The organism is Alcanivorax sp. IL2 (assembly GCF_047495475.1).
Taxonomy (GTDB): Bacteria; Pseudomonadota; Gammaproteobacteria; order Pseudomonadales; family Alcanivoracaceae; genus Alcanivorax.
The window spans coordinates 2,178,580-2,205,385 of sequence record NZ_CP179932.1 but is presented as its reverse complement, the minus strand read 5'-3'; the positions used below and the strand labels follow the sequence as shown (position 1 = coordinate 2,205,385).

The window sequence follows — 26,806 nt, the reverse complement described above, 5'->3', positions numbered from 1 at the left end:
CCTAAAAAGTCTGTCCCAGAGAAAATTGGAAAACTTCCGTATCATCGCCGGACTGGTCATTCAGTGCCTTGGCGAGGTTGAAACTGAGCGGGCCAATCGCTGTCAGCCAGGTCAGGCCTACCCCCACGGAAGTACGCAGGTCTGTAGCTTCGAAGTCGGCCACAATGTCACTGCGTTCGGTTTCAAACACGTTGCCCGCATCGGCGAACAGGAAGGTTCGCACGCTTCGGGATTCCGGCGCAAACGGCGTCGGGAAGATCAGCTCCAGGCTGGCCTCGGTGAGCAAGTTGCCACCGATGGGATCCGGGTCCGGGTCACGGGTGCCGTTGAGGAAAAACGCCAGCCCTTCAGAGCGCGGGCCCAGGGAACGCGATTCATAGCCCCGCACCGAACCGATGCCACCGGAGTAATAGTTCTCGAAGAACGGCAATACGGCATCGTCACCGTAACCATCCCCGTAAGCCACATCTGCCCGGGTACGCAATGTCCATCGCTGAGTGATCGGGAAATATTTCTGGCCGTTCCAATTCAGTTTATAGAAGCCATAGTCCGAGCCGGGGACGGCAACTTCCAAGCCAAGGCTGCTGGACCAACCGCGATCCGGCAACACACCTCTGTTCAGCGTGCTGGTCTGCAAGGAGGCATTGAGCTTGTACTCGTTAAACTCGGTACCTTCCTTCTCCAGGAAGTTGAAAATATCCACGGCAACGAAATCACCGGTGGTGATATCGGTTTGCTCATAGGTGCCACCGAAACTCAGCCGTGAATATTCAGAAATCGGATAACCGAAGGTCACCGAGCCACCCAGACGATCGGCCGCGTAGGAGGCTACCGAGGTTTCATCAAAATCAATTTTGGAATAGAACAGGCTGAAACCACGGCTCACACCGTCCAGGGTGTAGTACGGGTTGTAATGGGAAAAGCTGTAGGAATCGCGGATATCCGAACGGCTCAGTGCAAAAGACACCCGGTTACCGGAGCCACGCCAGTTGTTCTGGGTGACATTGGCACCAAAGATAAACCCGGAGGCATCGGAGAAACCCACATTGGCGCCGATGGAGCCAGAAGGCTGCTCTTCCACCTTGTATTCCACATCTACCAGGTCTTCGGAGTTCGGCACACGGGGAGTGTCAGCTTCCACCACACTGAAGTAGCCCAGACGCTGCAAGCGCTGCCGAGACAGGTCCACCAGGGAGGTATTCGCTGGCGCCTGTTCAAACTGGCGAAGCTCACGACGCAGCACTTCATCATCGGTTTTAGCGTTACCGCTGAAGTTGATACGGCGCACGTATACCTTGCGCCCAGGCTCCACATAGAACGTCACGTCGACGGTGTTGTCTTCATCGTTGGCGTTGTGGTCACGGCCGTTGACCTCGGCAAAGGTATAACCCTCATTGCCAAGACGGCGCTTGAGCAGATCATTGGTGTAGGTCACCAACTGCTGGCTGAACACCTGCCCTTTTTTGACGATCAAGAGGGGCTCGAGCTGCTCCTCGCCCACCACCAAATCACCTGCCAGGCTCACTTCATTGACGGTGTACTGCTCACCTTCCGCCACATTGACCGTGATAAACACGCTGCGACGGTCCGGAGTCACGGACACCTGGGTGGATTCGATAGAAAAATTGATGTAGCCACGATCAAGGTAATAGGAGCGCAACCGCTCCAGGTCACCGCTCAGTTTCTGCCGGGAGTATTTGTCATCACCCTTGATGAACGACCAGAAGCCGGTGGAATTCAGTTCGAAATCTTTCAGCAGTTCCTCGTCATCGAACAGATCGTTGCCGACGATATTGATATCGCGAATACGAGCGGCCTTGCCTTCGTAAATCTCGATCTTGAGTCCGACCCGATTACGAGGCAGCGGCACCGATTCGGTCTTGATATCGGCACCATAACGACCCTGGCTGACGTATTGGCGCTCCAGCTCACCGGCGATCGCCTGCAATGTGGAGCGCTGGAACACCTCGCCTTCGGCAAGACCGGCTTCGGTTAGCCCCTTGCGCAGGTTTTCCTCGTCGATGGACTTGTTGCCTGATAGTTCGATGCGGGCAATGCTGGGACGCTCCGCGACCACCACTACCAGATCATCGCCATCGCGACCCAGCTGAACATCCTCGAAGTTGCCAGTGGCAAACAGACGCTGAACCGCATCAACGATCTGATCGCGGTCCACCGTGTCACCTGCCTGAATCGGCAATTCCGCATAGACCCGCTCCACCGGCAGGCGCTGAAGCCCTTCCACACGTACATCGTGCACCTTGAACGGCACCAAGGATTCCGCGTTCACCCAAGGTGCCAGACACAGGCAGGCTACCGCCAACAGGCCCTTCAGGGGGCGGTTTAGTTTGTCCCCAAATATCATGAAAACTGCTTCACCAAGTCGTTGTAAATGGCCAGTAGCATAAAGCTGATCACTAGCGTCAGCCCTACTCCTTGCGCGGCCATAAGAAACCGCTCCGGTAAACTGCGACCGCGAATCATTTCAATGATTCCAAAGAAAATCCAGCCGCCGTCCAGCATGGGTACCGGGAGCAGATTGATAATACCGAGTGTGATGCTCAGATAGGCCAGCAGCGCCAGAAAACTGGCAATGCCATAGGAAGCACTCTCCCCAGCCACCTGCGCAATGGTAATGGGGCCGCCCAGATTATCCAGGGACAACTTGCCAGTCACCAATTTTACCAGGCTTGCCCAGACCACTTCGCTCTGTTCCACAAAACGTTCGGAGGCCGCCACAATGGCACCGCCCGGGCCGAATTGCTGCTGGTAAATTCCGCCCATGGCTACGCCGATACGGCCGAAACTCCGCTCTCCTTCTGTCACTGTTTCCGGGGTGACAGCAAAACGCCGTACTGCCCCGTCTCGCAGCACAGTGAGCTCCAGAGTCTGCCCTGCAGACGCCATGATGGTTTCCTGCCAGGCCTGCCAGCCGCTGAGCGGCTCGCCGTCCAGTGCTATCACCTGATCACCGACCAGCAAGCCGGCCTGATCTGCAGCACTACCCCCGACAACCTCGCCAATCAACACCGCCTGACTGATGCCAAGTGCATCCAGTGGCAGCTTTTCCAGGTCCGCAGACCAGGGCGACGTATCCAGCTCGCGCACCGCCGTATCACCGGATGCGGTGGCTACTGTCACCGGAAGTTTTTCCTTTTCTCCCAGATGCAGGATTAATTCGTTGTAGAAAGGACGCCAGCCCTCAACAGCGGTACCACCCGCCTCCAGAATGCGATCTCCAGGGGCAAAGCCGGCCTGTTCCGCCACCGTCCCCGCTGCCACCGGCCCCACCACCGCCTGCATGCGACTCTGGCCGAAGCCGACCATCAGCAGCCAATAAATGAGCAGGGCTAGAATAAAATTGAATACCGGGCCAGCGGCATAGGTAATCACCCGTTGCCAGGCCGGTTTGCTGGAAAACTCGCCCGGATCACCTTCGGCAGTTTCATCTTCACGAGCATCCAGTGGCTTCACGTAGCCACCCAGAGGGATCCCGCTGACGACCCATTCAGTCCCTTTTTTGTCAGTAAACCGGAACAGCTTGGGGCCAAAGCCCACAGAAAAAGTCAGCACACGAACGCCAAAAGCACGCATGGCCAAAAAGTGACCCCACTCATGGAAGGCCACAATAATGACGATGGTGACTACAAAAGCCAGAAGCGTCAGCATTCGCGTTCCTTGATCAGTCGGCAGGCCATTTCACGAGCCTGGCGGTCGATTTCCATCACAGCATCCACATCCGTACAGGCGGGTGAAGCCTGCTTTTCCAGTGTCAGTTCCACGACCGCCGGGATGCCCATAAAGTCCAGCCTGCCAGCCAGGAAAGCGGCAACAGCTTCTTCGTTGGCCGCATTCAATACTGCCGTGGCTGTGCCTCCGGCGCGCATGGCATTCCTCGCCAATCCCAGGCAGGGAAAACGCTGCAGATCCGGCGCCTCGAAATTCAGTCCGATGAGGGCAGAAAAATCCAGGCGCTGGGCGCCGGATTCCACCCGCTCTGGCCACGACAAACCGCAGGCAATGGGTGTTCTCATATCCGGTGTACCCAGTTGAGCCAGCACCGAGCCGTCCCGGTAGGCCACCATGGAATGCACCACGCTCTGCGGATGCACCACCACATCGATCATGTCCGGGGACACGTCGAACAACCAGCAGGCTTCAATGAATTCCAGGCCCTTGTTCATCAGGGTGGCGGAATCCACCGAAATCTTTGGGCCCATGTCCCAGTTTGGATGCTTCACTGCCTGCGCCGGCGTCACCGCCGCAAGCTCGGCGGCACTGAATTCACGGAACGGACCGCCGGAGGCCGTCAGCAACAGACGCTCCACACCGGCATTAACGCCCTCATCCGGCAAACACTGGAAGATGGCGTTGTGTTCGGAATCCAGTGGCAGCAGCGTGGCTCCGTGACGCTTTACCGCATCCATAAACAATGAGCCGGTGACCACCAAGGCTTCCTTGTTGGCCAACAACACTCGCTTGCCGGCCTCCACCGCCGCCAGGGTGGGCCTGACCCCAGCCGCCCCGACGATGGCGGCAACCACCGTATCCGCATCGGGATGGGCCGCCAGATCCGCCAGAGCCGTGGGCCCGGACAATACTTCAACTTGAGACCCGGCCTCGGCCAGATGGTTCCTGAGCGCCGCCGCCGCTGCCGGGTCAGACATGGCGGCAAAACGCGGCTGGACTGTCTGGCACAGCTCGGCCATCAGCTGCCAGCGGGAACTGGCCGTGAGGGCAAACACCTCATAGCGTTCCGGATGTCGGCCCACCACATCCAGGGTCTGCTGGCCGATACTGCCAGTGGCACCAAGAATAGTCAGACGCTGTCTGGCAGAGGGTGTCACAGACTGCCTCCCGGCAGGGAAAACCAGTTGAAACCGGCCAGAGCAATGGGCAGGGCCGCAGTCACACTGTCGATGCGGTCCAGCATGCCGCCATGGCCGGGCAGGATGGTGCCACTGTCCTTGAAGCCGCGCTCACGCTTCACCATGCTCTCGAACAGATCACCCAAAGCGGATGCCAGCACCGTCAGCAGGGCCACAATCATCAGTGGCAGCAACTTGGCATCGAGAAGACCGGCCGCATAGACACCCGCCACCACTGCCAACGCCAACGCCACACCACCGGCAAGTCCTTCAATGGTCTTGCCGGGGCTGACCAGTGGCGCCAGCTTGTGTTTACCGAAGGCTCGGCCGGCAAAATAGGCGCCGGTATCCGCGGCCCACACCCAGAGCAGGATGAACATCAGTGCCCACGGGCCCGCCAGACCCAGCGCACCCTCGTCCTGGAGTTGTACGATTGCTGCCCAGGAAGGCACCAGCAACAGCAACCCGACCAGAGCCATAAGGGCCGGGCGGTACCAGACACGGGCATTGCCCGGGTAACCGATAACCAGAATCAGGGCCAGCAACCACCAGACAGGAATAGCATTGAGTAACCAGGCAGGGCGATAGATCTCTGCCAGGGCCATCACCACACCAAGACCGATGACCCAACCGCTACGAACCGCGGCTGACACCTTTCCCATCATGGCCGCCCATTCCCAGCCGGCCATCAGGAAGAACACACCGGCCACCAGAGCAAACGGCAATCGGCCAAGCCCGAAGACGGCGCCCAACACAATGGGCAGCAGGATCAGCGCTGTAATCACGCGCAGTTTCAACATTCTTATTCTCCTTTCAATCCGGCCACTTCTTCACCAGAGCGTCCAAAACGACGCTGGCGGCCGGCATAATCCTGCAAGGCGGCAGCAAAGGCGTCCGCATCGAAATCAGGCCATAACAACGGGGAAAAAAACAGTTCGCTGTAGGCCAGTTGCCACAGCAGAAAGTTGCTGATGCGCTGGTCGCCACCAGTGCGGATCAGCAGGTCGGGCAGAGGTAGATCGGCCATGGCCACATGCTGCCCAAGGGCTTCGGCCGTGATTTGGTCGGACGTGATGCTGCCCTGCTCCACCTGAATCGCCAGCTGACGGGCCGCCTGGGCAATATCCCACTGACCACCGTAATTCACCGCGATGACCACCGTCATGCGAGGGTTATCACCGGTCAGCGCCTCGGCTTCTGCCATGCCCTTCTGCAGGTCCTCGGCAAAAGCACTGCGATCACCGATAAAGCGGATACGCACACCGTGGCCATGCAGCTCTTCCACTCGACCGCCCAGGGCCTTGAGGAACAACGCCATCAGGTGGTCCACTTCCCCTTGGGGGCGACGCCAATTCTCCGAGCTGAAGGCAAACAGGGTCAGCGCTTCGATACCCCGCTCAGCCGCACTGCGGATAATAGTCTGCACCGTGGCTTCACCGGCACGATGCCCTTCTTCCCCCGGCAGCCCCTGCTTGCGGGCCCAGCGATTGTTGCCGTCCATGATAATGGCCACATGCCGGGGGAGTTCGCCTTGATGGGAATCGATATCCGGGGCACTGGAGTGGATGTTTTCGCTGGCCATACTGCATCCGCCAAATAACAAAAAGCGGGCTGACGCACACCTGAATCCTTGGCTTCAGGTCACAGCCCGCATCCGTGAACGATGACCGGTTGTATTAAACGGTCATCAATTCCTCTTCTTTCTCTTTCAGCACGCGATCCACTTCCACCACCATCTTGTCGGTGAGCTGCTGGATCAGCTCTTCGCCGCGACGCTCTTCATCTTCGGAAATTTCCTTTTCCTTGAGCAGTTCCTTCAGGTCATTGTTGGCATCACGGCGAACGCTACGCACAGATACCCGTGCCTGCTCGGCTTCAGCCCGAACCACCTTGACCAGATCCCGACGGGTTTCTTCCGTCAGCGGAGGCAGTGGCAACCGGATCATGCTGCCAGAGGTAGAGGGGTTCAGGCCCAGGTCAGAGGTCATGATGGCCCGCTCGATCTGCGGAATCAGGCTCTTGTCAAAGGGAGAGATGGTCAGGGTGCGCCCCTCTTCCACGGAGATGTTGCCCAACTGCTGCAGCGGGGTCGCCGCGCCGTAGTAATCTACCGTTATATTGTCCAGCAGACTGGGGTGGGCACGACCGGTGCGCACACGTTTCAGCGCGGTATCCAGCGCAGCCAGGCTCTTCTTCATGCGGGATTCCGCATCTTTGCGAATATCGTCAATCACCGTTATTCCTCGCCTTTCTTTTCAGCAGAGCCTGGAAAGCCTCGAGAGGCCAACCAGACCCTTGTTATGCAACGTCCGCAGGGCGGACAACAAAAAACTTCCAACAGCGTCAGCCGGGGATTAACCGGCCTCTACCAGGGTCCCTTCGCTGCCACCCAACATCAGGTTCAGCAGCGCACCCTTCTTGTTCATATCAAACACACGCAGAGGCATGGAGTGATCGCGGCACAGACAGATAGCCGTCAGATCCATGACTCCAAGCTTTTTATCCAGCACCTCGTCATAGGTCAAGGTGTCATACTTGATGGCCGCCGGATTTTTCTGCGGATCATCACTATAGACCCCATCCACCTTGGTGGCCTTGAGAACCACATCGGCACTGATCTCGATACCGCGCAGACAGGCCGCAGAATCGGTGGTAAAGAAGGGGTTGCCGGTGCCGGCACAGAAGATCACCACTTCTCCATTCTTGAGATGGCGATTTGCATTACGGTGATCATAATGCTCCACCACCCCGCTCATGGGGATCGCCGACATCAGGCGAGTGCGGATATTGGACCGCTCCAGTGCATCACGCAGCGCCAGGCCGTTCATCACCGTCGCCAGCATGCCCATATGGTCACCTGCCACCCGGTCCAGACCAGCGCTTTGCAACGCCGCGCCGCGGAACAGATTACCACCACCCACTACCAGGCCTACCTGGACCCCGATACCGACGAGCTGACCGATTTCCAGGGAAATCGCATCCAGTACTTTGGGATCAATCCCGAAGCCCTCGTCACCCGCCAGCGCTTCACCGCTCAGCTTGAGCAGAATCCGGTTATAGCGCGGCGAGCGCTCCTTGTTCGTCGGCATGTCTTGTTCTCCACCACTCATAAGAAAGCGCCACCCATGAATACCCGCTTTTACACTGTTACCGGCCTGGCAGCTGCTGCCAGTCCGGCCTTTACGCTGCGCTCATCCCGCGTCGGTATAAGGTCTGCTAGCACAGTACCGCCCCGCACGATGGTTGCAAGCGCTTTTCCCTGAATCGCCCGTAACAGCCTGTCAACAGGCGAAAAAAACGCCCTGCTGATCTCGCCAGCAAGGCGTTCTTTGGTCATCGATAGTGCTCAACCTCAGCCTTTGGCCGCAGCCTGTACCTCGGCAGCAAAATCGACTTCTTCTTTCTCAATACCTTCGCCCACAACCAGACGCTCGAAAGCGACGATCTCGGCGCCAGCACCCTTCACCAGGGCACCTACAGAGGTATTGGGGTCCTTCACGAACGGCTGATCCAGCAAGCTAACCTCTTTCAGGTACTTGTTGATCCGGCCGCCGAGCATCTTCTCGACGATCTCAGCCGGCTTGCCTTCCATATCAGGCTGGGCACGGATGATCTCTTTCTCTTTTTCCAGCACTTCAGCCGGAACCTGATCACCGCTGATCACCATCGGGTTAACCGCAGCCACATGCATGGCCACATCTTTACCCAGCTCGGCATCGCCGCCCTTCAGGGCCACCAGTACACCGATACGACCGCCATGGACGTAAGCGCCGATGGCGCCTTCTGCTTCCAGCTTGGCCGCACGACGGATCTGGATGTTCTCACCGATCTTCTGAACCAGCGCCTGACGCGCCTCTTCAACGGTGGAGCCATCTTCGAGCTTCAGCTCGCCAATTTTGGCGGCGTCAGTTTCGCCAGCAGCCAGAGCTGCGCCAGCGACTTTGTCACAGAAACCCAGGAAGTTGTCATCACGAGCAACGAAATCGGTTTCAGAGTTGATTTCCACCATGACAGCCACGGTGTTGGCCTCGTTGGTCGCAACCACGACACCGCCTTCCGCGGCGGTACGACCGGCTTTCTTGGCCGCTTTGGCCTGACCGGACTTACGCATATCATCAATGGCTTTTTCGATATCGCCATCCGCTTCCACCAGCGCCTTCTTGCACTCCATCATGCCAAGACCGGTACGCTCGCGAAGCTCCTTAACCATTGCAGCAGTTACAGCAGCCATGATTATCCTCTCAATTTGGTAAGTTAATACAGGCAGGCCGCAGGGGGCCTGCCTCGACGGATCAACCTTCGGCTTTCTCGCCTTCGGCCTCGTCGGCTACCTCGACGAATTCGCTTTCACCACCGGTCTGGTTCTGGGCGTACTGCTTGCCTTCCAGGATGGTGTCGGCCGCCGCTTTCACGTACAGCTGAATCGCACGGATGGCGTCGTCGTTACCCGGGATCACGTAATCCACGCCATCCGGGTTGGAGTTGGTGTCCACTACCGCTACAACCGGAATACCCAGCTTGCGGGCTTCCTGCAGGGCAATGTCTTCGTGATCCACGTCGATCACGAACAGGGCATCGGGCAGGCCGCCCATGTCCTTGATACCACCGATGGAACGCTCAAGCTTGTCCATCTCACGCTTGCGCATCAGGGCTTCTTTCTTGGTCAGCTTGTCAAAGGTACCGTCCTGGAACTGGGCTTCCAGCTCGCGATACCGCTTGATGGACTGACGGATGGTTTTCCAGTTGGTGAGCATGCCGCCCAACCAACGGTGATCAACGAAGGGCATACCGCAACGCTGAGCTTCTTCGCTCACCGCTTTCTGCGCTGCACGCTTGGTACCAACAAACAGGATCTTGTTGTTGCTGGCAGCCAGCTTGTTCAGGAACGCCATGGCGTCGTTGAACAGAGGCAGGGTCTTTTCCAGGTTGATGATGTGAATCTTGTTACGGGCGCCAAAGATGTAAGCGTTCATCTTCGGGTTCCAGTAACGGGTCTGGTGGCCGAAGTGCACACCGGCCTTCAGCATATCGCGCATAGTTACGCTGGACATTGTTAATACTCCACTTTGGGTTAGGCCTCCACGCCCCCGCATAAACCCAACCAGCACCCTTAAACAGGAATACCAGCACCCGGAGCTATGTGACGGGGCATGTGTGATTTCCTTCCCCACCCAACGGCGGTTACAATGCGGCACTTGTTGCCACAGGGCCGACAGTGAGCGGGAAAGCGCGCGCTTTATACCACACACGCCCTTTGCGGGCAACGCCAAAGGCGCATTGCCGGCACAGAGAGCACCGCCTCTCGCCCGCTCAACCCACTGAAATAGCTGGAGTTTCCTCAAGTCTCATGAATGTTGTCATCAAAACCCCCGAACAGATCGCCAAAATGCGCGAAGCGGGCAAACTGGCCGCTGAAGTCCTGGAGATGATCGGCGAGCACGTCAAGGCGGGGGTCACCACCGAGGAACTGGACCGCATCTGCCACGATCATATCGTCAACAAGCAGCAGGCCATCCCCGCCTGCCTGGGTTATGGCGGCGCGCCGGGTCGCATTCCGTTCCCGAAATCTGTCTGCACCTCAGTGAACCACGTGGTCTGCCATGGCATTCCCAATGACCGCAAAGCCCTCAAGAACGGCGACATCGTCAATATCGACGTCACCGTGATCAAGGATGGCTGGCACGGCGATACCTCCAAGATGTTTTATGTGGGAGAGCCCTCGGTACTGGCCCGCCGGCTGGTAGAAACCACCCGCGAATGCATGATGGCCGGCATCAGAATGGTCAAACCCGGTGTCCGTCTGGGTGATATCGGCCACCGCATCCAGAAAATGGCCGAGGGTGAACGCTTCTCGGTGGTACGCGAATACTGCGGCCATGGTATCGGCGAGGGCTTCCATGAAGAGCCCCAGGTGGTGCATTACGGCAAGCCTGGCACGGGTCTTGAATTACAGGAAGGTATGGTGTTCACCATTGAACCCATGATCAATGCCGGCAAGGCCGCCAACAAGCTGCTGCCGGACAACTGGACCGTGGTCACCAAGGATCGCAAATTGTCTGCTCAGTGGGAGCACACCATCGCGGTAACCGCCGATGGTTACGAAGTTCTCACCGCCCGCAGCGAAGAGACCGATTTGTACTGACACGGGCCGCCAACCGGTTTCCTGCCAGTCACCGTAACGGTGACTGGCATGCCCGCAACACCACCACAGGACATTCATGACCTTCTCCCCTGCCCTGCCCCAGGAACAACTGTTTGAGGCCCTCCAGGAAAGCGCCCAACCGGGCCAGTATGCCCGCCAGTATCTTGAGCAGGGTCAGGAGCGCCTCAACCTGGCCTTTGCCTCCACCGACATTACCGAACTGGTCCGCGCGCGGGCCGATCTGGTGGACCAGGTAATGATTGCAGCCTGGTCCCTGTTCGGACTCACCGACCGGGATGGCGTGGCACTGGTAGCCGTGGGCGGCTATGGCCGGGCCGAGCTTCACCCCTGTTCTGATGTGGACGTGCTGGTGTTGATGGCTGACAGTCCGGATCAGACCCTGCGCGACTGCCTGGAGCGTTTCGTCGCCTTCCTGTGGGATATGGGCCTGGAAATCGGCCATGCGGTGCGCACTCTGGATGAATGCGTGGATCTGGCCCGGGAAGACATCACCGTTGCCACCAATATCATGGAAGCGCGCACCCTGGGTGGCAGCGACACCCTTCGCCTACAACTGGAAGAGCGCACCGGCCCCGAGCACATGTGGGACTCCGCCGCCTTCTTCGCCGCCAAGTGGCAGGAACAGGTAGCCCGCCACAAACGCTTCAATGACACCGAATACAATCTGGAACCGGATCTGAAGAATGCCCCCGGTGGCCTGCGCGATGTGCAGATGATCGCCTGGGTGGCCAAACGCCACTTCAATGCCGACAGCCTGGAAGCCCTGGTGGATGTGGGCTTTCTCACCGCTGAAGAATACGGCGTGCTGCGCAAGTGCCTGGATTATCTCTGGGAGGTGCGCTGGCAATTGCATGTGCATACCGAGCGCAACGAAAACCGGCTGCTATTCGATCATCAGCGCCAGCTCGCCACCCGCCTGGGCCACGAGGATTCCAGTGCCAATCTGGCGGTAGAACATTTCATGAAAGGCTTCTACCGGGTGGCGCTGGCCCTGTCGGTACTCAACGAGATGCTGCTGCAGCTGTTCGATGAGGTGATCCTGCACAACGAGAAGCCGGATCAGGTGCGCCCACTCAACCGCCGCTTCCAGGTCCGCAATGACTACCTGGAAGTGACCAGCCCGCAAGTCTTCGAGAAACACCCCAGCGCCCTGCTGGAAGCCTTTGTGCTGATGGCCCAGAACCCGGAGCTTAAAGGGATTCGTGCCTCTACGGTTCGCGCGCTGATCTACAATCGTCGACAGATCAACGAGGCCTTCCGCAACGACCCGGAAAACACCGGCCTGTTCATGCAGTTGCTGCGCAGCCCCCACGCCCTGTTCTCGCAGCTGCGGCGCATGAAACGCTACGGCATCCTCGGCAAATACCTGCCAGAGTTCGGCGGCATCATCGGCATGATGCAATACGACCTGTTCCACATCTACACCGTGGATGCGCATACCCTGCTGGTAATCAAGAACATGCGCCGGCTGCGCTATGAAGACCTGCGCGAGGAATTCCCCTTGGCCAGCGAGGTGTTCTATCGCCTACCCAAGCCGGAACTGCTCTATGCCGCCGGTCTTTACCACGACATCGCCAAAGGCCGTGGCGGCGACCATTCCGAACTGGGCGCGGAAGACGCCATTGCCTTCTGCCAGCGTCACGGGCTCACCGCCTGGGACGGCAAACTGGTGGCCTGGCTGGTGAGAAGCCACCTGATGATGAGCGTGACGGCCCAGCGCAAGGACATCTCCGACCCGGACGTGGTCTACGAATTTGCCCGCAAGGTGGGCGATCTGGTGCACCTGGATTATCTCTACGTGCTCACCGTCGCCGACATCAACGCCACCAACCCCACCCTGTGGAATTCCTGGCGCGCCTCCCTGCTGCGTCAGCTCTACACGGAGACCAAGCGTGCCCTGCGCCGGGGCCTCAACAACCCGGTGGAAAAACAGGACTGGATCGACGAAACCCGCGATGCGGCAATGAAAATGCTCACCGAGCGGGACCACGACCCCAGGGCAATCGAAAACCTGTGGGCCAATATCGGCGACGAATACTTCCTGCGCGAAACACCCCGGGATATCTCTTGGCATACCGAAGCCCTGCTGGACCGGGATGACCCGGAAGACCCCCTGGTGCTGATCCGCGAATCCAGCCAAAGCGTGCTGGCCGGCGGCTCGCAGATATTCATCTACACCCCGGACACCCGCAATCTGTTCAGCGCCACGGTGAACGCCCTGGACACCCTGGGCCTGACCATCATGGACGCGCGCATCATTACCAGTGCCGACGGCTTCAGCCTGGATACCTACATCGTACTGGACGAGAATGGCACGCCCATTGGCGAGGACTGGCCGCGTATCGAGCAGATTCGCAAGACGCTCACCGAGACCCTGAAGCATCCAGAACGCTTCTCCTCCACGGTGAGCAGACGTATGCCTCGTCGACACAAACATTTCGACGTGCCCACCCAGGTACTGATCAGCAACGATATCGTCAACGACCGCACCGCCGTGGATATCCAGACCCTGGATCGCCCCGGCCTGCTCGCCCACATCGGCCGCATCTTCATGCGCTTTGAGTTGCTGGTGCAGAATGCCCGCATTGCCACCCTCGGCGAGCGCGTGGAAGACGTCTTTTTCATTACCGATCTCGATGGTGACCCGGTTTCCGACCCGGCCCTGTGTCAGGAGCTGCAGGAAACCCTCATCAAAGAACTCGACGACAAGAACAACGGAAACTCCTGACCCTATGAACCCAGATCTGGAACGGTTGCACCCTTACCCGTTTGAAAAACTGAAACTCCTGTTCAAGGATTTGCCCGCATCGGACAAGTCGCCCATTGCCCTGTCTATTGGCGAACCCAAGCATCCCTCGCCGGACTTTGTGCAACAGCTGCTGCGCGACAACAGCGCCCTGCTGTCGCGCTACCCGACCACCGCCGGCATCCCGGAACTGAGCGACGCCATTGCCTCTTGGCTCAAGCGCCGCTTTCACCTCAACAGCGTGGATGCCGCCAGCCAGGTACTGCCGGTGAATGGCACCCGGGAAGCCCTGTTTGCCTTTACCCAGGCTGTCATCGATCGCCAGCGCCAGCCTCTGGTACTGATGCCCAACCCCTTCTACCAGATCTATGAAGGCGCCACCTTGCTTGCCGGTGGCGAGCCAATGTACCTGCCTTGCACCGACGACACTGGCATGCAGCCGGATTTTGATGCAGTCAGCGAAGACACCTGGATTCGTACCCAGCTGCTGTTTATCTGCACACCCGGCAACCCCACCGGCGCCACGCTCACCAAGGCCCAGCTCAAGGCGCTGATACAGCTCGCGGACAAGTATGATTTCGTGATCGCCTCAGACGAGTGCTATTCGGAAATCTACCGGGACAAGCCACCCGCCGGTCTGCTTCAGGCCTGTGCGGAGCTGGGCCGTGATGACTATCGCCGCTGCGTGGTGTTCCACTCCCTGTCCAAACGCTCCAACCTGCCCGGCCTGCGTTCCGGCTTCGTGGCCGGTGACAGCGAAATCCTCAAGGGTTTCCTGCGCTATCGCACCTACCACGGCTGCGCCATGCCCATTCATCATCAGCTGGCCAGCATCGCCGCCTGGAATGATGAAATCCACGTGGAAAAAAACCGGGCTTTGTACCGGGAAAAATTCGACGCGGTACTGGACATTCTCGGCGGCCCACTTAAGGTATCCGCCCCGGCCGCCGGCTTTTACCTGTGGCCGAAAACACCGATTTCCGATGAAGAATTCGCCCAACGCCTGCAAGCGGAGCAGAATGTCACCGTACTGCCCGGCCGCTACCTGTCACGTACAGTGAATGGCAAAAACCCGGGCAAGAACCGGGTACGCATGGCACTGGTAGCACCGTTGGAAGAATGTGTGGAAGGGGCGAAACGCATCAAGGCGTTGCTGGATACGCTGTAAAAGGTAGCTACAAGCCACAAGCTTCAAGCTGCAACACGGATCAGGATGATCTCAACCTGAAGCCCCCTGCCCGCGCACAAATACACAAGTGAAGCGCGGCGATAACGCTGAAGTGCTCTGCGGCACATCCCGCGTTGAGGCTTGTAGCTTGAAGCTTGTTGCTCGAAGAGGAAAACACATGGAACTAACCATCTTCGGTATCAAGAACTGCGATACCATGAAGAAAGCCATGAAATGGCTGGATGACAACGGCATCGTCTATCACTTCCATGACTACAAGAAGGAAGGCGTGCCCGAGCAACGTCTTCGTCAGTGGCTGGAAGCGCTGGGCTGGGAAACCGTTATCAACAAGCGCGGCACCACCTGGAAAAACCTGGACGACGCGGTAAAGGAATCCATGAACACGGAAAAGGCGATTACCGTGGCGACGGAGAATCCGTCCATCATCAAACGCCCGATTCTGCAAAACGACAATTTCATCCTCGCCGGTTTCAAAGCCGACGAGTGGAAAGATACTTTGAATTAAGAAACGTCAGACGCCTGACGTCCGACGCATTAGAGAGGACACCATGAGCAACTTTTTCGCCATCGCCCTGGGCTGCGGCACCAAGAACCGCAACGACAACTGGCTGGAAGTGTTTTATCCCGATCCGGCTCTCAACCCGGATGACAAACTGGTCGAGGTCATTCGTGAAGAACTGGGTTATCAAGGTGGCAATGCCGCCATCGAACTGACCCACCGTCAGGTGCAGCACATTGCCCGCGAATGGCGTGAAGCCGGCTTCGAGCACGAAGCCAGCTATGCCGTCGCCTTCCAGGAGTCCGATCGTCCGGTGGTTCTCACCGTACTGGAAACCGATGCGGAGCCGGCGTCCACCCCGGAGGCCTACCTGAAGCTGCAACTGATCTCTCACCGCCTGGTGAAGCCCCACGGCGTCAACCTGTCTGGCATGTTCCCGCTGCTGCCCAATGTGGCCTGGACCAACGAAGGAGCCGTGGACCTGGACGAGCTTCCCGAGCGTCAGCTGCTGGCTCGTCTGAATGGCAAGGTGCTGGAAGTGAACAGCGTGGACAAGTTCCCCAAGATGACCGACTACGTGGTGCCCAAGGGCGTGCGTATTGCCGACACCGCGCGGGTCCGTCTGGGCGCCTACGTGGGCGAAGGCACCACCATCATGCATGAAGGCTTTATCAATTTTAACGCCGGCACCGAAGGCCCGGGCATGATCGAAGGCCGCATTTCTGCCGGCGTTTTCGTCGGCAAGGGCTCCGACATCGGCGGTGGCGCCTCTACCATGGGCACCCTGTCCGGTGGCGGTAACATCATCATTTCCCTGGGCGAAGGCTGCCTGCTGGGCGCCAACGCCGGCACCGGCATCCCCCTGGGTGACCGTTGCACCATCGAAGCCGGCCTGTACATCACCTCCGGCTCCAAGGTGCAGCTGCTGGACGACAAGGGTGAAATCGTGGACACCGTGAAAGCCCGCGACCTGGCTGGCCAGTCCGACTTGCTGTTCCGTCGTGACACCCTCAGCGGTGCCGTGCAGTGCCTCACCAACAAGAGCGCCATTGCCCTGAACGAAGAGCTCCACAAGCACAACTGAGGCACCAAGCCACGACCGGGCCACCTGTAGGAGCACCTCTCGAGGTGCGAACAAAGGCCAGAAGCGAGTAACGAGGTACGAGTTGCGAAAATCAAAACCGGTTTTGCCGTTCGCTTCTCGTAACTCGTGACTCGCAACCACCCTTCGCACCTCGAGAGGTGCTCCTACAGCGGCTTTGAATCACCGATACTGGAATACCCATGTCCCGCACCCTCGACTACACCAAAGAACTCATCCGCCGTGCCTCCGTCACTCCCGAGGACGAAGGCTGTCAGGACTGGATGATTGAAAAACTGGAAGCCCTTGGTTTCCAGTGCGAAACCCTGTGGTTCGAGGAAGTGCGCAATCTGTGGGCACGGCGCGGTACGCAAGGGCCGGTGTTTGCCTTTGCCGGTCACACTGACGTGGTGCCCACCGGGGATGTGGCGGCGTGGAAGTACGACCCTTTCACTCCCACCGAGGAAGGTGATCTGCTCTATGGGCGCGGTACCGCGGACATGAAAGGCTCCATCGCCGCCATCATGGTGGCCATTGAGGATTTTGTGGCAGCCCATCCGGACCACAATGGCAGCCTGGCGCTGTTGATCACCGCCGATGAAGAAGGGCCGTCAGTGAACGGCACCGTCAAGGTGGTCGAGCATCTGCAGGCCCGCAATGAACACATCGACTATTGCCTGGTGGGCGAACCCTCCTCCACCAACACCGTGGGCGATGTGATCAAGAATGGTCGCCGGGGTTCCCTGGGCGCACGGCTCACCGTCAAAGGCATTCAGGGGCACGTTGCCTACCCGCACCTGGCCCGCAACCCGGTCCACGATGCGGCACCGGCCCTGGCCGAGCTGGCCGCTACCGAATGGGATCAGGGTAACGATTTCTTTCCGGCCACCAGTTTCCAGATTTCCAACATCAACGCCGGCACCGGGGCCACCAATGTGATCCCCGGCACCTGCCAGGTCATTTTCAACTTCCGTTTCTCCACGGAACTGACCGATGCCCTGCTGCGCGAGCGTACCGAGGCGGTGCTGGACAGACACGGCCTGGATTACGATCTGCAGTGGACCCTGTCCGGGCAGCCGTTCCTTACCGATCGTGGCGCCTTGGTGGACGCTGCCGTCACCGCCATCCATGATGTCACCGGCCTCGACACGGAACTGTCCACCGCCGGCGGCACCAGTGACGGGCGCTTTATCGCCCCCACCGGCAGCCAGGTGGTGGAGCTGGGTCCTACCAATGCCACCATCCACAAGGTGGACGAACATACCAGTATCAGTGAGCTGGACACACTGACCAGGATCTACACCCGCTTGCTCGAAAAGCTGATGCAGTGAATCGGCAGCAGAAATAGGGATCAAGCCGACCTCTCTTATGGCACCTGTAGGAGCACCGCTCGAGGTGCGAACCGCACGTCAGCAAGAACCTATCGATAGCTTCGGGGTTCGACAGATTCGGAAAGGCACTGAAAATCATGCCCCTCGCCTGGGCTCGGGTTCGCACCTCGAGCGGTGCTCCTACAGCATCCCACCATTATCCGTTACCATGCTCGCTAACGTGACACTGCCAGGGAACAACAATGTGGCTGCATGAAATTCCGGTTGGCGGACTGCTGATCAGCCCCATGGTGCTGTTCGTGCTGCTGGGCATGATGCTCACCCTGTTGACCTTCCTGCTGCTGCGTAAACTGGGTTGGCATCAACAACTCTGGAAAAGTGCCTGGGTCTATCTGTCACTGTTTATCTGCTTTGTCGCCCTTTCCTTACGAGTGCTGAGCCAGGGATAACGCATGCAACAACCACTACGTATTCTGCTCACCGTGGTTCTGGTCATTCTCGCCCTGCTGGCCGGTAACTGGGTGTGGAATTATTACCTCTATGCGCCCTGGACCCGCGACGGCAAGGTGCGCGCCGAAATCATTACGCTATCCCCGGATGTGTCCGGCTGGGTCCGCGAGCTGCACATTCGTGATGACCAGGCCGTACAACAGGGCGATCCCCTGTTCCGGATTGATGACATCCGCTACCGGGCAACACTGGCCCGGGCCGAAGCCCAACTGCTCCACGAGCAGGAGTCCTTGCGCCTGGCGGAACATCAATACGAACGGCGCAAACGCCTGCACGCCGGCAACAGCATCAGCCGTGAAGAACTGGACAGTGCCCGTATCGAGGCCCAGCTTGCTGCCGCCAATGTGGCGCTGGCCGAGGCAGAACTGGCCAGCGCCAGAATCAACCTGGAGCGAACCAGTGTGGAAGCTCCCGCAGACGGCACCATCGTCAACCTGACCCTGCAGCAAGGAAACTTCGTTAATCAGGGCACTCCGGTAGTGTCCATGGTCAAGGCCGGCAGTTTCTATGTCACCGGCTACTTCGAGGAAACCAAACTACCCATGGTGAACGTGGGCCAGCGTGCCACAGTGGTACTGATGAACGGCGCCCGCAAACTGCGCGGCAAGGTCACCAGCGTGGGCCAGGCCATCGCCAACGCCAACACTCAGACTGACGGCCAGCTATTGCCCCAGGTCCAGCAGACTTTTAACTGGGTGCGCTTGGCCCAGCGCATTCCTGTGCATATCGAGCTGGACCACATTCCCGATGACATTCTGCTGGCCGCTGGCATGACTGCCACCGTGCGCCTCCACGAGCGGGACACCAAGAGCGCCCCATGAAACTGGATCCGCGACTGGCCGTTCTGCTCACTCCTGACCGCCAGTCTGTCCTGTTTGCCGCCAAGGGGGTCATCGCCATGGCCCTGGCACTCTATCTGTCCATGCTGCTGCAACTGGACCGGCCCTACTGGGCGCTGATCTCCGCCGTGTTCCTGCAAGTCCGCCCGGAAACCGGGCTGGTGATTGAAAAAGGCTTCTGCCAGATCGGCGGTACCCTGGTAGGCGGCGCCATGGGGCTGCTGATCCTGGCCTGGTTACTCCCCTACCCGGCCCTGGCCATTGGCGCACTGACCTTGTGGATCGGCATCAATGCCGGCGCTTCCGCCTGGGTCCGTCAGGCCAATTTCATCTACGGTTTCGCCATGGCGGGCATCACCGCCACCCTCATTGTCGTGCTGGCCATCGCCGACCCGGCCAATACCTCCAGCCTGGGCATCTTCCACATTGCCAACGCCCGGGTCAGTGAGATCATTCTCGGCGCCGTCTGCGCCACCCTGGTGAGCAGCTTGCTGTGGCCTGTACGAGTCAGTGGTCTGCTCAAGGAGCATGCCCGCACCGCCCTCAATCAGACACTGGCCTATCTGGAACTGGAACTGGACCCGACGGGCACCCACGCCAAACGCCATAATCAGGTGGATACCCTGCTGCAGGGCATTTTTGCCCTCAGTGATGACAGCAGCGCCGTTCACTACGAGGGCAGCCATGGCCCGGGGCGGGCCCGGGCGGCCACGGTGATCTGCCACAAAACCCTGTCACTGGTAGCCCGCATCCGCGTGATCGGGCGCCTGATGCGCAACCACGATGACCTGCTCACCCCGGCCCTGCGCGACCTGCTGGATGCCTTGCGCACCGCCTTCCAGCGCATGCGCGAAACCAGCTCCGCCGAGCAGGCCATGAAAGAAGCCCAGACCCTGCGCCAGCAACTGCGCGAAGCCCGCGGCGAGCAAGCCGAGGATGCCCCGCCTCTGCAGCGGCGCTTCTTCCAGGTCAGCCAGAACCTGACAGCGGATCTGATTCTGGCCCTGGAGGCCAACCGTGCCCTGCATTTCAGCCATGAAGTGCAACTGCGACCGCAGGGCCTGCGGCCTTACCGGGATCTGCAGATCGCCGCCGCCGTGGGCCTGCGCAGTGCGCTGGTGTTTGCCCTTGCTGCCGGGCTCTGGGTAGGCACTGCCAGCCCAATGGCCATCATGCTGATGATCATGCCGGTCATGTTCACTATTTTGTTTGCACGCCTGCCAGAGCCGGATCTGGTGCTGAAACGGGCCACCTTCAGTTCCGTGCTGGCCGCACCGGTGGCCCTGTTTTTCACCCTGCCCCTGCTGGCCCTCAATAACGGCAACTTTCCCCTGCTCATCCTGATTCTCGGCGCGCCTCTGTTTGTCGGCCTGCTGGCCATCAGTAAACGCCTGACCCTGCCCCTGGGGCTGGGCTTTTGCACTCCCTATATCATTCTGGTGCAGCCGGGCAACGCCATGGATTTTGATGTGGCCCGGGTGGCCAGTAACGGCCTGGCAATCACCGCGGGAATCGCCATCGCCTTCCTCATGTTCCGTCTGATTACGCCACCCAATGGCCCCAACCTGCGCCGCCGGCTGATCCGCCAGACCGCCACCGACCTGACGTTGATGGGCAATCCCTCTGCGGCCACATCAGGTGCTGCCAACATCAATGAGGAATGGTTCAACGCGCGCATGGCCGATCGCCTGCGCTGGCTGACCATCTGTGACAAGGCCCTGCCCGAGGCCCAGCGCCACTTCACCGATCTGGGCCTCACCGGACTGAACCTGGGCCAGGTCTCCCTGTGGATTCAGAGTCGCCTGCGCAGCAATGCCCCACCGGCGCTGCTCGACAGCGCCGATCGCTGGCAACTGGCTCTGGCTGCTGCCTACCAGTCCTGTTCCCGTGGCACCGTCGACGAGGGCTTTCGCCAGCAATCAGAAAGGCTCAAAGTGGATATGGAGAACGCTGGCAACCTGGCTCAGCGCGACAGGGAGCTGATTGCCGGCGCCTTGGAGCGTATTGCCCTGACCTTCGAGCGCATGGCGTTCCGGCTGACGGAAGCACAGCAAAGCCGTGGTGTCACGGCCTGAAATCGGCCCGAACAGCACTAGCCACAATGTCTACTCTGTGTTTACCTATGTGCCTTTCCCGGAGCCAGACACTGGCCCTCTCAGAACAGCCCGCAGGCCGCCTTTGCGACCTGCCGTGATGGAGACTTCCTCACATGACCGCGCAAGAAAAACTCGATAGCAAAACCGTACTGGACACCAACCCGGCCACCGGCACCGCCGTGGCCGAGCTGAATGAAACCGACCTGGCCAAATTGCCCGAGATCATGGCCAAGGCCCGTGAAGCCCAGGCGATCTGGGCGGCCAAATCGTTCAAGGAACGGGCCCGCCACATCACCATGATGCGCAGCTATATCGTGGACCGCGCCGACGACCTGGCCCGCACCGTCAGCGAAAGCAACGGCAAGACCCTCACCGATGCCCTGGCCACCGAAGTACTGCCCTCCGCCCTGGCCTGTAAGTGGTATGCAAACAACGCGGAAAAATACCTGAAAGAAAAAAACCGCCCCGGCGGCAGCATCCTGTTCTTCAACAAGAAGACTCACATGCTGCGTGTCCCTCTGGGCGTGGTGGGCATTATCAGCCCCTGGAACTATCCGCTGTCCATCCCCTTCGGTGAAATTGTCATGGGCCTGATGGCCGGTAATGCCGTACTGCTGAAAGTGGCTGCCGCCACCCCGGCAGTTGGGCGCGCCATCGAGCAGATCATTGCCGCCGGTGAATTGCCTGAGGGTCTGTTCCATCACATCGTCGGCTCCGGCTCCAAAGTTGCCACTGGTTACTTTGAGAATGGCGTGGACAAGCTGTTCTTCACCGGCAGCGTCCCCGCCGGCAAAACCCTGATGGCCCAGGCCGCTGAAACCCTCACTCCGGTGTCCCTGGAGCTGGGCGGCAACGACCCCATGCTGGTGCTGGAAGATGCGGATCTGGAGCGGGCCACCAACGGTGCCGCCTGGGCCGGTTACCAGAATGCCGGTCAAAGTTGTGGCGGTGTGGAACGGGTGTATGTGGTGGACGCGGTCTACGACCAGTTCGTGGATCTACTCGCCAAGAAGACCCGCCAGCTGCGTCACGGCGTAGGCTGCAACGATTTCAATGTGGATATCGGCAGCCTGACCACTGCCGGCCAGCTGCGCACCGTGCAGCAACACCTGGAAGATGCCCTGGCCAAGGGCGCCCGTATCGAAGCCCAGTCCCGCCCGGTAGGCAACGTGGAAAACGGTTTCTTCCACCCGGCGACGCTGCTGACCAATGTCACCGACGACATGCTCACCATGTGCGATGAAACCTTCGGCCCCCTGATTGCCGTGCAACGCGTGGCTAACGAAGAAGACGCCATCCGCAAGGCCAACGAATCCAAGCTGGCACTGACCTCCTCCGTGTGGACCAAGAACAACAAGCGTGGCCGCGCCATTGCTGCCCGTCTGCAGTCCGGGGTCACCACCATTAATGATCACCTTTACAGCCACGGCCTCTCCGAAACCCCCTGGGGCGGCTGGAAGGAATCCGGCATCGGCCGCACCCACGGCCCGGAAGGCCTGGAGGAGATGACTCAGGCAAAAGCAGTCAACTGGGACATCCTGCCTTCCAAGCGCAACATCTTCTGGTACCCCTTCGACGAAGCCACCTACAACGGCATCAAGAACGCCCTGCACTTCGTCTTCCCCAAGGGCATAGGCCAGATGCTCAGCGCTTCACTGAAACTCACGCCCTTCCTGGTGAAGAAGATGTTTACCAAATGGAAAACGGATTGAGGCAGTGAATAGTTAATAATGAACAGTTAACAGCGGCGCGGTTTTCGCGCCTTCTGAACTGAAAACAAAGAGGCCGCGCCCATGATCTGGGCGCGGCCTCTTACGTTTCAAAGCAATAAAACCTATTTAGCGAAACTGTTCACTATTAACTGTTAACTATTCACTGATCTTATCTAACCACTCCTGATCCGGCGCATACCACCACGAGCCCATCACCGGGCGAGTGTAGTCCAGCAGGCGGTCTTTGACGGTATCGTCGGCGATGCCGTACATGCGGCGAAGCAGGTAGTCGTAGCGATCCAGTTCGCAACAGAAGGCCAGGAAGTACAGGCCGTGTTCACTGCTGTCGCCGTACGGTACCGAGCGACGCCACATTTTCTGGGGGACACCGTCCCGATCAACATCCGTGCGCCCTACATGGGAGTCCGGCGGCATGCGTTCTTCGTCGAACTCCACCGCGTCTTCCTTGGTACGGCCAAACACATTCTCCTGATCGCTCACCGGCAGCTGATTGAATGTCTTCAGGTCGTGGACCCATTTCTGGGTCAGCACCCAACTACCACCGGCACCAGGATGCGGCTCGGCAATAAAGGCCGCCTTTTCTGCCTTGTCGCCGATAGGGTTACCGATACCATCGACAAACCCGGTCAGGTCACGCATGTCGTGGTAGACAAAGCTGTTCAGCTCCAGTTGCGTGGAAAGCAGCTCGCCCACGGTATCGCGTACCTGCATGCCGGTATCGAATAGATCACCGCGCTCTTTCGCCTGCACCCAGACCCACAGATCCCCCTGGGTTGCCGGCACATGGCCTTCCAGGGAGAACGGCGGGAAGCTGAAGCGGGTGTCCAGTTGCTCCCAGAGGGCTGGCCCGAACGCCATCAACACCGGTGTCTTTTCACTTTTCAGCGAATTCAGCTGGTGCAAAGCGGTTCTGACTGCCTGCATCTCCTGGCCACTGCCAAGGCAGAATTCGAAGAACAGATGATGTTGATAACTACGATCAAAAATCCCCGTTTGCGGTGTCGACACCGTTAACTCCTTAGTCCTTATCAATAAACTGCCAACAGTCTAGCAAGGCTACCTGACTTGTTCCCGTGAATATAACGGTATACTGGACCATGGTACGAGTTGGCAGACGCAATTCTGAAACAAATTGAAATATGCGCTGGTGTTCCCTGCCCAGGGCTTTCGCTACACTTGCGGCACACTAGTTAACTGAATCCGACTATGACACCTTGGCTTGGCCTGGATCGCCTGGGCTTCTTCCTGATCCGCATTTTCCTGCGTTTGTGCACACGTGCTAACGCGCTGCCTTCCAACCCTGACGAACTGCAACTTGCCCCCAATACCCCGGTGGTCTATGTGCTGCGTGATCGCTCTGCCGCCGATGCCGCAGCAGCGGATCAATCCGCACGACAATTGGGCCTTGCATCTGCACTGCATGGGTTGACGCTTGGCAAAAGCCACCTGAGCCATAGTTACTTCCAGCTGTACCGGCGCAAATTCAGTAATGGCCGGCAGCGAACACCCGTGTCACCGCCACGGCTGGAAAAACTGGTCAGCGCACTACGCGCCAATCCCGAGGCCGATGTACAGCTGGTGCCGGTATCGGTGTTCTGGGGCCGCCGTCCGGAAAAGGAAAGCTCTCTGTGGCGCATTCTGTTTTCCGACAACTGGTCGCCGGCGGGTTTCATCAAGAAATTCTTTATCATCGTCACCCAGGGCCGGCAGTTGTACGTCCATTTCAGCAAGCCCATGTCCCTACGCACCCTGGTGGATCAGTGCCCCACGGACGAACAGACCGTGCGCAAGGCCTCCCGCATTCTGCGTGTGCATTTTCGCCGTCAGCAGGAAGCCGCCATCGGCCCGGATCTGTCGCACCGTCGCACCCTAACCAATACCGTGGTGGACTCCATCCCGGTACAGGAAGCCATCCGCGCCGAGGCCCAGCGCCAGGAAACCAGTATCGAGAAGGTGGAAGCCAAGGCTCGCCATTACGCCATGGAAATCGCCGCGGATTACTCCCATACGGTGATTCGCTCCCTGGAGTTATTCCTGAACTGGGTCTGGAACCGACTGTATGCCGGGGTCAGGTTGTATAACATGGACAACCTGACCAAAGTGGCCGGCGATCACGAAGTGATCTATGTGCCCTGCCACCGCAGCCACATCGACTATTTGCTGCTGTCCTTTGTGGTATTCCGCAATGGCTTGGTGCCACCGCACATCGCCGCCGGCATCAACCTGAATATGCCCATCGTCGGGACTATCCTGCGACGCGGCGGTGCGTTCTTCATGCGCCGCAGCTTTCGTGACAACCCCCTGTACGCCACCGTCTTCAGCGAGTACCTGCATACCATCACCGTGCGTGGTTATTCCATCGAGTACTTCGTGGAAGGTGGGCGCAGCCGTAGCGGCCGGATGTTGAAGCCCCGCACCGGCATGCTGGCCTTGACTCTGCGCAGCTTCCTGCGTGATGCCCGCAAGCCGATTGCCTTTGTGCCCGTTTATGTGGGCTATGAAAAGGTGATCGAGTCCGGCTCCTATATCGGTGAGCTGCACGGCAAGAAAAAGCAGAAGGAATCCGTGGGCGGGCTGATGAAATCCCTGGCGGTGCTGCGCAGTCACTTCGGCCAGGTGCATGTAAATTTCGGTGAGCCCATCAAGCTGGTGGACTTCCTCGACGAGCATCACACAGCCTGGCGCAGCGAGGACTTGGCTGCCGATGAAAGCCCAGCCTGGTTCAAGCATGTGGTCAATGAACTCGGACAGGAAGTGGTGGAATCCATCAATGCCGCCGCCGTGGCCAACCCGATCAACCTGCTCAGCCTGGCCCTGCTGGCGTCGCCCAAGCACACCATGGATGTGGCCCAGTTACGCCAGCAGCTGAACCTGTACATCGCTCTGCTCAAACAGGCCCCCTACAGTGAAAGCGCCTCCATCGCCACGGATGATGCCTCCGCTATCATTCAGTACGGGCTAGACAACGAGTTCCTGGAGCGTATCGAGCACAAGCTGGGTGACGTGGTGACCACCGATGAAAAAACCGCCCTGCAGATGGCCTACGTCCGCAACAACAGCCTGCACCTGTTTATTCTGCCCGGCCTGATTTGTTCGCTGGTGATGAACGCCCGCTCCATCAGTATGAACACCCTGCAGAGCATGGTGCATCTGCTCTACCCCTTCCTGCGCAATGAGTACTATCTACACTGGCAGGACGGCGACGACCTGTCCCGGGCGGTGAGCAAGACGGTGGATGTGCTGGAGAAGGAACAATTGATCAGCCGCGAAGACGACTGTCTGCACGGGGCTCCGATTCACACCCACGAATCCGACATGCTGGACCATCTTGGCCAGACCGTCATGCCGTCTCTGGAACGCTACTATCTGACCATTCGTCTTCTGGTGCAGTATGGTTCCGGCATGCTGACCGCCAATCAACTGGGCGAACTGGCTCATCAGACGGCACAACGGTTGTCGCTGCTCTACGAATTCAACTCACCAGAATTCTTCGACAAGGTGGTACTGAAAAACTTCATCAGCCAGCTGTACGGTACCGGCCTGGTCACTACTGACGACGCTGGCGCGTTGGTCTTTGACGAAAAACTGGAATCCCTGGACGATGAAGCCCGTCGCATCCTCAGCCCGGATATCAGCGACGCCATTCAACGGGTGACGCGGGTGACAGACATTGAGCACCTGGTAGAGCCGGCCCCCTCTGTTTCCTGAGGCCGGCAGCAATAGCCGACAAAAAATACCCGCCATTTGGCGG

General features: G+C 59.0%; 21 protein-coding genes. 11 read left to right on the top strand and 10 right to left on the bottom strand.

Translation table 11 applies throughout. The features are described 5' to 3' along the window. Window position 1 precedes the first annotated feature (1 nt). The 9 genes from bamA to rpsB form a co-directional block, all read right to left on the bottom strand. A complete protein-coding gene (gene bamA, locus ACMG4N_RS10290; RefSeq protein ID WP_297763263.1) occupies window positions 2-2,365 on the bottom strand; it encodes an outer membrane protein assembly factor BamA in 2,364 nt (787 codons plus the stop codon). After that, window positions 2,362-3,669: an RIP metalloprotease RseP gene (rseP, locus tag ACMG4N_RS10285; RefSeq protein WP_414431561.1), complete on the bottom strand. Its 1,308-nt coding sequence runs from the start codon at window positions 3,667-3,669 to the stop codon at window positions 2,362-2,364. Before rseP ends, bamA begins: the two co-directional genes overlap by 4 nt. Beyond that, entirely contained in the window at window positions 3,663-4,847 is a 1,185-nt protein-coding gene (gene ispC / locus ACMG4N_RS10280; protein ID WP_297763257.1) for a 1-deoxy-D-xylulose-5-phosphate reductoisomerase, read from the bottom strand. Before ispC ends, rseP begins: the two co-directional genes overlap by 7 nt. Beyond that, a complete protein-coding gene (locus ACMG4N_RS10275) occupies window positions 4,844-5,668 on the bottom strand; it encodes a phosphatidate cytidylyltransferase (RefSeq protein ID WP_297763254.1) in 825 nt (274 codons plus the stop codon). Before ACMG4N_RS10275 ends, ispC begins: the two co-directional genes overlap by 4 nt. Window positions 5,669-5,670: 2 nt before the next feature. After that, entirely contained in the window at window positions 5,671-6,450 is a 780-nt protein-coding gene (uppS, locus tag ACMG4N_RS10270; protein ID WP_297763251.1) for a polyprenyl diphosphate synthase, read from the bottom strand. 94 nt (window positions 6,451-6,544) lie between these two features. Then, the gene (gene frr / locus ACMG4N_RS10265) at window positions 6,545-7,102 is read right to left on the bottom strand and encodes a ribosome recycling factor (protein WP_414431559.1); all 558 of its coding nucleotides are present in this window, start codon (window positions 7,100-7,102) and stop codon (window positions 6,545-6,547) included. 120 nt (window positions 7,103-7,222) lie between these two features. Then, entirely contained in the window at window positions 7,223-7,957 is a 735-nt protein-coding gene (gene pyrH / locus ACMG4N_RS10260) for a UMP kinase (protein WP_272962864.1), read from the bottom strand. A 263-nt stretch (window positions 7,958-8,220) separates the two neighbouring features. Next, window positions 8,221-9,099: a translation elongation factor Ts gene (tsf, locus tag ACMG4N_RS10255; protein WP_414431557.1), complete on the bottom strand. Its 879-nt coding sequence runs from the start codon at window positions 9,097-9,099 to the stop codon at window positions 8,221-8,223. A 61-nt stretch (window positions 9,100-9,160) separates the two neighbouring features. Continuing rightward, window positions 9,161-9,919, bottom strand: a complete 759-nt coding sequence (gene rpsB, locus ACMG4N_RS10250) for a 30S ribosomal protein S2 (RefSeq protein WP_414431556.1) — start codon at window positions 9,917-9,919, stop codon at window positions 9,161-9,163. Between the two features lie 296 nt (window positions 9,920-10,215). Here rpsB and map point away from each other — a divergent pair, with 296 nt between their 5' ends. The 10 genes from map to ACMG4N_RS10200 all read left to right on the top strand — a co-directional run bounded on the left by map (window position 10,216) and on the right by ACMG4N_RS10200 (window position 23,034). After that, window positions 10,216-11,010 (top strand): type I methionyl aminopeptidase, encoded by a 795-nt coding sequence (gene map, locus ACMG4N_RS10245; RefSeq protein WP_414431555.1) that lies wholly within the window; start codon window positions 10,216-10,218, stop codon window positions 11,008-11,010. 76 nt (window positions 11,011-11,086) lie between these two features. After that, a complete protein-coding gene (locus tag ACMG4N_RS10240) occupies window positions 11,087-13,759 on the top strand; it encodes a [protein-PII] uridylyltransferase (RefSeq protein ID WP_414431554.1) in 2,673 nt (890 codons plus the stop codon). A 4-nt stretch (window positions 13,760-13,763) separates the two neighbouring features. Continuing rightward, window positions 13,764-14,945, top strand: a complete 1,182-nt coding sequence (gene dapC / locus ACMG4N_RS10235; protein WP_414431553.1) for a succinyldiaminopimelate transaminase — start codon at window positions 13,764-13,766, stop codon at window positions 14,943-14,945. A 178-nt stretch (window positions 14,946-15,123) separates the two neighbouring features. Continuing rightward, complete coding sequence (locus ACMG4N_RS10230) at window positions 15,124-15,471, top strand: ArsC family reductase (protein WP_297763227.1); 348 nt, start codon at window positions 15,124-15,126, stop codon at window positions 15,469-15,471. A 43-nt stretch (window positions 15,472-15,514) separates the two neighbouring features. Continuing rightward, window positions 15,515-16,549 carry a 2,3,4,5-tetrahydropyridine-2,6-dicarboxylate N-succinyltransferase gene (dapD, locus tag ACMG4N_RS10225; RefSeq protein ID WP_297763224.1) on the top strand — a complete coding sequence of 345 codons (1,035 nt, stop codon included), beginning with the start codon at window positions 15,515-15,517 and terminating at the stop codon, window positions 16,547-16,549. A gap of 200 nt (window positions 16,550-16,749) precedes the next feature. Next, window positions 16,750-17,877 (top strand): succinyl-diaminopimelate desuccinylase, encoded by a 1,128-nt coding sequence (gene dapE / locus ACMG4N_RS10220; RefSeq protein ID WP_414431551.1) that lies wholly within the window; start codon window positions 16,750-16,752, stop codon window positions 17,875-17,877. Window positions 17,878-18,119: 242 nt separating this feature from the next. Continuing rightward, complete coding sequence (locus ACMG4N_RS10215) at window positions 18,120-18,326, top strand: DUF1656 domain-containing protein (RefSeq protein ID WP_297763221.1); 207 nt, start codon at window positions 18,120-18,122, stop codon at window positions 18,324-18,326. A gap of 3 nt (window positions 18,327-18,329) precedes the next feature. Beyond that, entirely contained in the window at window positions 18,330-19,208 is an 879-nt protein-coding gene (locus ACMG4N_RS10210) for an efflux RND transporter periplasmic adaptor subunit (protein WP_414431549.1), read from the top strand. After that, window positions 19,205-21,301 (top strand): FUSC family protein, encoded by a 2,097-nt coding sequence (locus ACMG4N_RS10205; RefSeq protein WP_414431548.1) that lies wholly within the window; start codon window positions 19,205-19,207, stop codon window positions 21,299-21,301. Before ACMG4N_RS10210 ends, ACMG4N_RS10205 begins: the two co-directional genes overlap by 4 nt. Window positions 21,302-21,435: 134 nt before the next feature. Next, the gene (locus ACMG4N_RS10200; protein WP_414431547.1) at window positions 21,436-23,034 is read left to right on the top strand and encodes an aldehyde dehydrogenase family protein; all 1,599 of its coding nucleotides are present in this window, start codon (window positions 21,436-21,438) and stop codon (window positions 23,032-23,034) included. A gap of 156 nt (window positions 23,035-23,190) precedes the next feature. Here ACMG4N_RS10200 and ACMG4N_RS10195 read toward each other — a convergent pair whose 3' ends face one another. Beyond that, window positions 23,191-24,063: a Dyp-type peroxidase gene (locus ACMG4N_RS10195; RefSeq protein WP_414431545.1), complete on the bottom strand. Its 873-nt coding sequence runs from the start codon at window positions 24,061-24,063 to the stop codon at window positions 23,191-23,193. A 198-nt stretch (window positions 24,064-24,261) separates the two neighbouring features. Here ACMG4N_RS10195 and plsB point away from each other — a divergent pair, with 198 nt between their 5' ends. Then, window positions 24,262-26,763: a glycerol-3-phosphate 1-O-acyltransferase PlsB gene (plsB, locus tag ACMG4N_RS10190; protein WP_414431544.1), complete on the top strand. Its 2,502-nt coding sequence runs from the start codon at window positions 24,262-24,264 to the stop codon at window positions 26,761-26,763. Window positions 26,764-26,806 lie beyond the last annotated feature (43 nt).

Coding starts and splice junctions, on each gene's coding strand:
- dapC (WP_414431553.1), top strand. CDS start 13,764: ATGAACCCAGATCTGGAACGGTTGCACCCTTACCCGTTTGAAAAACTG.
- ACMG4N_RS10230 (WP_297763227.1), top strand. CDS start 15,124: ATGGAACTAACCATCTTCGGTATCAAGAACTGCGATACCATGAAGAAA.
- ACMG4N_RS10275 (WP_297763254.1), bottom strand. CDS start 5,668: ATGTTGAAACTGCGCGTGATTACAGCGCTGATCCTGCTGCCCATTGTG.
- rpsB (WP_414431556.1), bottom strand. CDS start 9,919: ATGTCCAGCGTAACTATGCGCGATATGCTGAAGGCCGGTGTGCACTTC.
- dapE (WP_414431551.1), top strand. CDS start 16,750: ATGTCCCGCACCCTCGACTACACCAAAGAACTCATCCGCCGTGCCTCC.
- uppS (WP_297763251.1), bottom strand. CDS start 6,450: ATGGCCAGCGAAAACATCCACTCCAGTGCCCCGGATATCGATTCCCAT.
- plsB (WP_414431544.1), top strand. CDS start 24,262: ATGACACCTTGGCTTGGCCTGGATCGCCTGGGCTTCTTCCTGATCCGC.
- ACMG4N_RS10210 (WP_414431549.1), top strand. CDS start 18,330: ATGCAACAACCACTACGTATTCTGCTCACCGTGGTTCTGGTCATTCTC.
- tsf (WP_414431557.1), bottom strand. CDS start 9,099: ATGGCTGCTGTAACTGCTGCAATGGTTAAGGAGCTTCGCGAGCGTACC.
- ACMG4N_RS10205 (WP_414431548.1), top strand. CDS start 19,205: ATGAAACTGGATCCGCGACTGGCCGTTCTGCTCACTCCTGACCGCCAG.
- dapD (WP_297763224.1), top strand. CDS start 15,515: ATGAGCAACTTTTTCGCCATCGCCCTGGGCTGCGGCACCAAGAACCGC.
- pyrH (WP_272962864.1), bottom strand. CDS start 7,957: ATGCCGACGAACAAGGAGCGCTCGCCGCGCTATAACCGGATTCTGCTC.
- ACMG4N_RS10240 (WP_414431554.1), top strand. CDS start 11,087: ATGACCTTCTCCCCTGCCCTGCCCCAGGAACAACTGTTTGAGGCCCTC.
- ACMG4N_RS10215 (WP_297763221.1), top strand. CDS start 18,120: ATGTGGCTGCATGAAATTCCGGTTGGCGGACTGCTGATCAGCCCCATG.
- bamA (WP_297763263.1), bottom strand. CDS start 2,365: ATGATATTTGGGGACAAACTAAACCGCCCCCTGAAGGGCCTGTTGGCG.
- map (WP_414431555.1), top strand. CDS start 10,216: ATGAATGTTGTCATCAAAACCCCCGAACAGATCGCCAAAATGCGCGAA.
- ACMG4N_RS10200 (WP_414431547.1), top strand. CDS start 21,436: ATGACCGCGCAAGAAAAACTCGATAGCAAAACCGTACTGGACACCAAC.
- rseP (WP_414431561.1), bottom strand. CDS start 3,669: ATGCTGACGCTTCTGGCTTTTGTAGTCACCATCGTCATTATTGTGGCC.